Source organism: Prosthecobacter sp., assembly GCF_014879935.1.
Taxonomy (GTDB): Bacteria; Verrucomicrobiota; Verrucomicrobiia; order Verrucomicrobiales; family Verrucomicrobiaceae; genus Prosthecobacter.
Genome location: NZ_JACSRD010000188.1, coordinates 23,663 through 29,869, shown reverse-complemented (window position 1 = coordinate 29,869; position 6,207 = coordinate 23,663). Strand labels below are relative to the sequence as shown.

7 protein-coding genes and 1 pseudogene are annotated in these 6,207 nt (G+C 61.5%); 2 read left to right on the top strand and 6 right to left on the bottom strand.

All coding sequences use genetic code 11. From position 1 onward, the window contains the following. Positions 1–191: pseudogene (locus IAE77_RS20630) on the top strand (hypothetical protein); the annotation flags it as partial. A gap of 114 nt (positions 192–305) precedes the next feature. Further along, on the top strand, positions 306–959 hold the full coding sequence (locus IAE77_RS20625) for a family 16 glycoside hydrolase (protein ID WP_294230885.1): 654 nt from the start codon (positions 306–308) through the stop codon (positions 957–959). Positions 960–965: 6 nt separating this feature from the next. On the opposite strand, the gene IAE77_RS20620 is transcribed toward IAE77_RS20625, so the two are convergent. The 6 genes from IAE77_RS20620 to IAE77_RS20595 are packed head-to-tail and all read right to left on the bottom strand — an operon-like array spanning position 966 to position 6,197. Then, the gene (locus IAE77_RS20620; protein WP_294230883.1) at positions 966–1,133 is read right to left on the bottom strand and encodes a DUF6132 family protein; all 168 of its coding nucleotides are present in this window, start codon (positions 1,131–1,133) and stop codon (positions 966–968) included. 4 nt (positions 1,134–1,137) lie between these two features. Further along, the gene (locus IAE77_RS20615) at positions 1,138–1,368 is read right to left on the bottom strand and encodes a DUF2892 domain-containing protein (protein ID WP_294230881.1); all 231 of its coding nucleotides are present in this window, start codon (positions 1,366–1,368) and stop codon (positions 1,138–1,140) included. A gap of 1 nt (position 1,369) precedes the next feature. Then, entirely contained in the window at positions 1,370–4,807 is a 3,438-nt protein-coding gene (locus IAE77_RS20610; RefSeq protein ID WP_294230878.1) for an efflux RND transporter permease subunit, read from the bottom strand. Further along, a complete protein-coding gene (locus IAE77_RS20605; protein WP_294230876.1) occupies positions 4,804–5,811 on the bottom strand; it encodes an efflux RND transporter periplasmic adaptor subunit in 1,008 nt (335 codons plus the stop codon). Before IAE77_RS20605 ends, IAE77_RS20610 begins: the two co-directional genes overlap by 4 nt. A gap of 24 nt (positions 5,812–5,835) precedes the next feature. Then, positions 5,836–6,042, bottom strand: a complete 207-nt coding sequence (locus tag IAE77_RS20600) for a DUF2892 domain-containing protein (protein ID WP_294230874.1) — start codon at positions 6,040–6,042, stop codon at positions 5,836–5,838. Further along, complete coding sequence (locus IAE77_RS20595; protein ID WP_294230872.1) at positions 6,039–6,197, bottom strand: hypothetical protein; 159 nt, start codon at positions 6,195–6,197, stop codon at positions 6,039–6,041. Before IAE77_RS20595 ends, IAE77_RS20600 begins: the two co-directional genes overlap by 4 nt. Positions 6,198–6,207 lie beyond the last annotated feature (10 nt).

Here is a 6,207-nt window from a genome sequence, read left to right as displayed (position 1 = left end):
TCGGTGCGCTCATGGCCCCGCTCGGCGCGGCCTTGAATGACGCGCAGATGGCCGAGGTACTCACCTTCGTCCGCAGCAACTTTGGCAACAAAGCCCCCGCCGTCACCGCCGACCAGGTCAAAGGCTGGCGCGAAAAATACAACGGCAAGCCCATGCAGAAGCGTGCCGACCTTGAGGCGAAGCTGAAGTAATCCGCATCAGATCATCCCATCTGTTTTCAAGCGCCCGGCAGCACCTGCCGGGCGCTTTTTGTTGGCGGCACAAACGATCTGCAATGCCGTCAGGTCATCCGCGTTACTCCGTTTGTGAAAATCACATTCTTCATCGCTTGTTTCGCCGCGGCATTCTCATTCACCGCCTTGGGGCAGGATCCCGCGCCGCCAACGCTGTGCACGCCGGGAGCTTTGATCATTTCCACCGCATTTGACGAGGATGCGCCGAAGACGCGCAAGGCCTCCATCGCCGGTTGGAGCGCTGGGATCGGCGTGTGGTGGATCGAAAAGGGAGCTCTGCATGGCGACGAGGTCGCCGAGGATCATCATCCGTCCTCCTGCACCTGGCGTTTTGAGGCCACGGACCTCATTCTCACCGCCCAGTTCCGGCTCGGAACGGCCGAGCATATCGCGTTTGGTTGTCGCGACACCGTTCCGCCAAACCTCCACCTTGGGCGCACGTTCGTCACGAAGGACGCGATCTGGGTCACCCGCATGTCAGGCATCTCGAAGACCACCAAGTCCGAAAAGCTCGCTGAATTGAAAACGAAGCTCGATCCGGAAGCGTGGCACAGCATCACGATCGAAATCATCGGTGATCACTATCGCGCCACAGTTGACGGGCATGTGGTCGAGGCCCGCCATGAGCGTTACAAGGACGCCAAAGGCCTCGTTGCCCTCATCAGCAAGGGGCAGGGGGCGCAATTCAAGAACGTCTCCATCTGGCACGCCAAGCCGAAGGGCTGAGACATGCTAGCCGCGGGCGCTCGAGGCGAACAGCAGCCCCAGAAACGCGCCATACAAGGCACCGCGCCACCAAGTGGAGGTAAGCGGGCATGCACCGGTGCTGCACTGGCCGTAGTAGCCCATGAGCGAGCCGAGCGCGGCACCGATGGCGATGGGGATGAGGTAGCGTGCCATGGGGTTACGAGCCGCACTTGCCGGCGCCACAGCCGCAGCCGCCGGATTTGCCGCCTTTGCCGCAGGTGCTGAGACCCAGCGGCGCATACAGCGGGCAGAAGCGGATGAAGGCGGTGAGCAGCGGCACGGCGCCGATGGCTCCGAGCCAGGAGTGATTGACGATGCCGTAGGCGATGAGGCCGAGGCCGATGAGGATGCGCAGGGCGCGATCGACGGTTCCGATGTTGGGTTTCATGTCAGTGTTTGGGTTCAGGGTGGGAATGCTTGTTGGCCATGTAATACAACACCGGCACGGCCATGCGGCTGATGAACAGGCTTGCGATTTCGCCTGCCATTAATGCGATGGCGAGGCCTTGGAAGATCGGATCGGCGAGGATGACTGCGGCTCCGACGACAACAGCCATCGCCGTGAGGAGCATCGGGCGGAAGCGCACCGCACCGGCGTCGATCACGGCCTCGCTCAGCGGCATGCCCTCACGCACACGCAGCTCGATGAAATCGACGAGGATGATCGAATTTCGCACCACGATGCCGCCGCCGGCCATGAAGCCGATCATGCTCGTGGCGGTGAAAAAGGCATCGAGCATCCCATGTGCAGGCAAAATGCCCACCAGCGAGAACGGAATGGCGATCATGACAATCGCCGGCGTGATGAAGCTGCGGAACCAGCCGACCATGAGCACGTAAATGAGGATCAAACAGGCGCCAAAGGCTGCGCCGAGATCGCGGAAGACCTCGATGGTGATGTGCCATTCGCCGTCCCATTTCATCGCGGGCTGGTCGTCGCTGAAGGGCATCGCGGCGTTGAGTATCTTCAACTCCGCGCCGCTGCCACCGAACTCGCGCGTGTCGAGCTTCTTGAGCGCCTCGTTCATCTGGAAGATGGCATACACCGGGCTTTCGACGACTCCTGCGACATCGCCGATGACGTAAGTCACAGGCATGAGGTTCTTGTGGTAGCGGCTTTTTTCGACGGTGACGTGCTCCACCTTCACCAGCTCGCGCAAGGGCACGAGCGGCGAGCCGCTGGCACCGGGTTCGGGCAGCGCATTGGCATCGCCGGAACGCACGCGGAGCGCCAAAAGCTCCTCGGGCGTGGTTTTGGCACTGCGAGGCAGTTCGAGGCGGATGTTGACGTCCTCCTTCTCCTCGGGCTGATGCAGCAAATCGACGTTTTCACCATCCACGGCGATTTTGAGCGTCTGCGAGATCGTGGCGGCGCTGATGCCGTGCAGCGCGGCTTTTTCCTTGTCGATGATGAAGCGGGCTTTTTGCTGATCGGCCTCGATATACCAGTCAACATCGACGACGCCCGGTGTGGCCTTGAAGATGGTTTTCACCTTTTCGGCCAGCTTGAGCCGCGCTTCGTCATCCGGACCGTAAATCTCCGCGACGAGTGTTTGCAGCACCGGCGGCCCTGGCGGCACCTCGGCGATGGCAACTCGGGCTCCATAGCGTTCCGCAATGGCTGCCACGGCTGGTCGAACGCGTTTGGCGATGTCGTGGCTCTGCGCCTTGCGCTCGTGCTTGTTCACCAGATTGACCTGAATGTCCGCCACGTTCGCTCCGCGACGCATGAAGTAGTGTCGCACCAGTCCGTTAAAGTTGTAAGGCGACGCCACACCGGCATACACCTGATAATCCGTGACCTCCGGCTCCGTGCGGATCGCCGCGGCCATCTCGCGGGCGACGGCGGTCGTTTTTTCCAACGAGGAGCCTTCCGGCATGTTCAGGATGACCTGGAACTCGCTCTTGTTGTCGAAGGGCAGCATCTTCACCTTCACCCAGCCGATGCCGACGGTCGCCATGCTGCCGAGCAGCAGCGCGGTGATGCCAATGAGGAAAACCCAGCGCCAGCCGGTGCTGTGGATGAGCGGTCCCATCATCTTGCGGTAGAGCTTCGTGAAGAAGTCTTCGGGATGCTCGTGGCTGGAGTGGTGGAGTGTTGGAGTGGTGGAGTTCTGACTTCCATCACTCCCGTTCTCCATCACTCCATGACTCCGGTATTTCTTCCCCCAACGTAGAATGCGAATCGAAGCCCACGGCGTCACGATGAACGCGATGAGCAGCGACCAAAACATCGCCGCGCTGGCTCCAATCGGGATCGGGCGCATGTAGGGGCCCATCAAACCGCCCACGAATGCCATCGGCAGCACCGCAGCGATCACGGCGAAGGTGGCGAGTATGGTGGGATTGCCGACTTCGCCCACAGCTTCCACGGCGATGGCAGACCAATTGCGGCCTTTGTTTTGCGGCAGATGGAAATGCCGAACAATGTTTTCGACCACCACGATGGCATCATCGACGAGGATGCCGATGCTGAAGATGAGCGCGAAGAGCGTGATGCGGTTCAGCGTGAAGCCGTAGAGGTAGAAAACGAGCAGCGTGAGCGCCAGCGTGGCCGGAATGGCCACCGCGACGATGCCGCTCTCCCGCCAGCCGAGCGTGAGCCAAATGAGGATCGCCACGCTGAAAACAGCGATGCCCATGTGCAGCAGCAGCTCGTTCGATTTCTCCGCCGCTGTCTCGCCGTAGTTGCGCGTAATGCTGACGGTGACATCTGCGGGAATGACGCTGCCTTTGAGCAGCTCGACCTTCTGCAGCACCTCGTCGGCCACGCTGATTGCATTCGCTCCGGGGCGTTTGGCGATGCTGAGCGTCACGGCGGGTTCGTCGTTCGTTTTAGATCCGTGGAAGACGTATTGCGTCGGCTCCTCGCCTCCATCGACGATCTCAGCGACTTCTCGCAGATACACCGGGCGACCGCTGAAGACGCCGATGACCACATTGCCGACTTCTTCGGCGGTTTTGAGGAAGGCACCAGTCTCGACGAGGACTTCATTGTTGCCCGTGGTGAGTCCACCAGCGCGGAATTGGCGGTTCGCCTGCTGCAGCATCGGCACGAGGCCGGCGGGACTCAAATTGCGGCTGGCGAGCTTCACAGGATCGACCATCACGCGCACGGCGCGACGTGAACCGCCGAGTAGCGTTGTCTCAGCCACGAGCGGCACTTGTTTGATGGATTCATCGACCTGCGCTGCCAAACGGCGCAGCGTGAGGTGATCGTAGCGGGCACTGTGAAAGGTGAGCGCGAGGATCGGCACGTCGTCGATGCTCTTCGGCTTCACGATGGGCATCGTGACCCCCATCGGGATGCGGTCGAAGTTCGAGCGCAGCTTCTCGGTGATCTTCACCAGGCTGCGCTCTGGATCTTCGCCGACTTTGAAGCGCACGATGACGAGGCTCTCGCTGTCTCGTGAGGTGCTGTAGAGGTATTCCACGCCGGGGACCTCCCATAGCAGCTTCTCCATCGGCCGTGTGGCGCGTTCCTTGATCTCTTTCGCCGTCGAGCCTGGCATGGCCACCATGACATCGACCATCGGCACCTTGATCTGCGGCTCTTCTTCACGCGGCAGCAAAACAATCGCCGCCGCGCCGAGCAAAACGGACGCGATGACCACCAGCGGCGTCAGCTTGGAATCAATGAACGCCGCCGCGATGCGACCTGCGATGCCGAGATGCGAAGCAAAGTGGCCATCTCGCTCCGTCGAGATGAGCTGACGGCTTTCGCCGTCACCCATCGTGGCCGTCGTTTGAGCTCCGCCGTGGTTTGCGGGGGCGTTTTGCTCATCTCGCGGGAGCGAGATGGCTACTGTACTGGAAGGCTCGCTCATGGCTGGATCGTCACGGGTTGGCCGTCGGTGAGTTTCGCGGTTTCGCTCACGATGACCTGTTCACCTTCTTCGAGGCCGGAAAGCACCTCGACTCGCCCTTCGAGCCCTTTGCCGGTCTTCACGAGCCTCAGCGCGGCTTTGCCATTTTGGGCTACAAAGACGAGTTCCATCTGTCCGCGCTTCAAAACGGCGCTTTGAGGCACGAGCAGCAGTTTCACCTCGGCCACTGGCACCGAGACGCGACCAAACTGCCCGGTGCGCAGGCCTTCAGTCGGCGGCAGATCGAGCTTCACGTTGAAGGTGCGGCTCACGGGATCGGCGACAGGCGAAATTTCGCTCACGGTGCCTTCGATGACCTTCGCAAGGCGCACGGGCATCTTCGCGCCGAGCTTCACGCGATCGAGGATGGCTTCGGGAAGATCGGCTTCAAAGCGCAGCGAGGTGGGCGCTTCGATTTCGAGTAGCGGCTTACCCGGCATGGCGAGATCGCCCACGTCGGCGAGCTTGCGCGTGACCACGCCATCGAAGGGCGCGGTGACTTTGGCGTAGCTCATCATCGTTTCGGCCTCGCTGACAGCTCCGGTGCCGATTTTCACGCGAGCATCGGCCGCGTCGAATTCCTGCCGCGTGGTCGCGTTGCTCGCGATGAGCTGCTTTTGACGATCAAAGTCGCGTTTTGCCTGATCGAGCATCGCGCGGGCTTGATCGACCTTGGCCTGGATTTCCTGCACATCGAGCCGCGCGAGCAAATCGCCAGCTTTCACCATCGCGCCGGGCGTGGCCGTGTATTCGAGCACGCGACCGCTGACCTTCGCCTCGACGGCCGCACGTTGTTTCGACCGCACCGTGCCCACGACCTCCTCCACCGCCGTGTGGGGGCTCCATTTCGCGGCTTCCACCTTCACGGTGATGCTGGGCAGAGCCGCGGATGGCGCGGGGGTTTGGTCATGCTTGCCGCAAGCGGCCAGCAGCAGGACGGGGAGGAGGCGTGAGAGGTGTTTCATCGTGTGAAGTGAATCGTGGATGGATCAGCTCTTTGTGCAGCAGGATCCGCCGACACCGAGTTTTTTGAGGATCGTCTCCGCCGGGCAGAAGCCGGTGAAAGCCGACTGAAAGAGGTTCGCGCCCACGAAAGCCGTGAGCCACAGCCAGTTTGGGCTGACATAGTGTGCAAGCGCGAGGCTGGTAAGGATCATGGTGCCGGCGAGGGCGCGGATGGCGTTTTCGAGTTTCATGGTTTTGGGGTGGTGGAGTTCAAATCGTTGGCAGGAGCCGGTTCCGGTGCCTTCGGCAGCAACACGCAGGTCGGGCATCCCTGCCGGCTCATCTGCATGCCCGCCATCAAGGCCGCGAGCGCCGCGATGAGGATGAAGAGTCGGTTCGGAGTCATGGCGGTGAGG

Excerpts from the sequence above, each read along its gene's own strand:
- IAE77_RS20620 (WP_294230883.1), bottom strand. The coding sequence starts at position 1,133 with ATGGCACGCTACCTCATCCCCATCGCCATCGGTGCCGCGCTCGGCTCG.
- IAE77_RS20615 (WP_294230881.1), bottom strand. The coding sequence starts at position 1,368 with ATGAAACCCAACATCGGAACCGTCGATCGCGCCCTGCGCATCCTCATC.
- IAE77_RS20610 (WP_294230878.1), bottom strand. The coding sequence starts at position 4,807 with ATGAGCGAGCCTTCCAGTACAGTAGCCATCTCGCTCCCGCGAGATGAG.
- IAE77_RS20605 (WP_294230876.1), bottom strand. The coding sequence starts at position 5,811 with ATGAAACACCTCTCACGCCTCCTCCCCGTCCTGCTGCTGGCCGCTTGC.
- IAE77_RS20600 (WP_294230874.1), bottom strand. The coding sequence starts at position 6,042 with ATGAAACTCGAAAACGCCATCCGCGCCCTCGCCGGCACCATGATCCTT.
- IAE77_RS20595 (WP_294230872.1), bottom strand. The coding sequence starts at position 6,197 with ATGACTCCGAACCGACTCTTCATCCTCATCGCGGCGCTCGCGGCCTTG.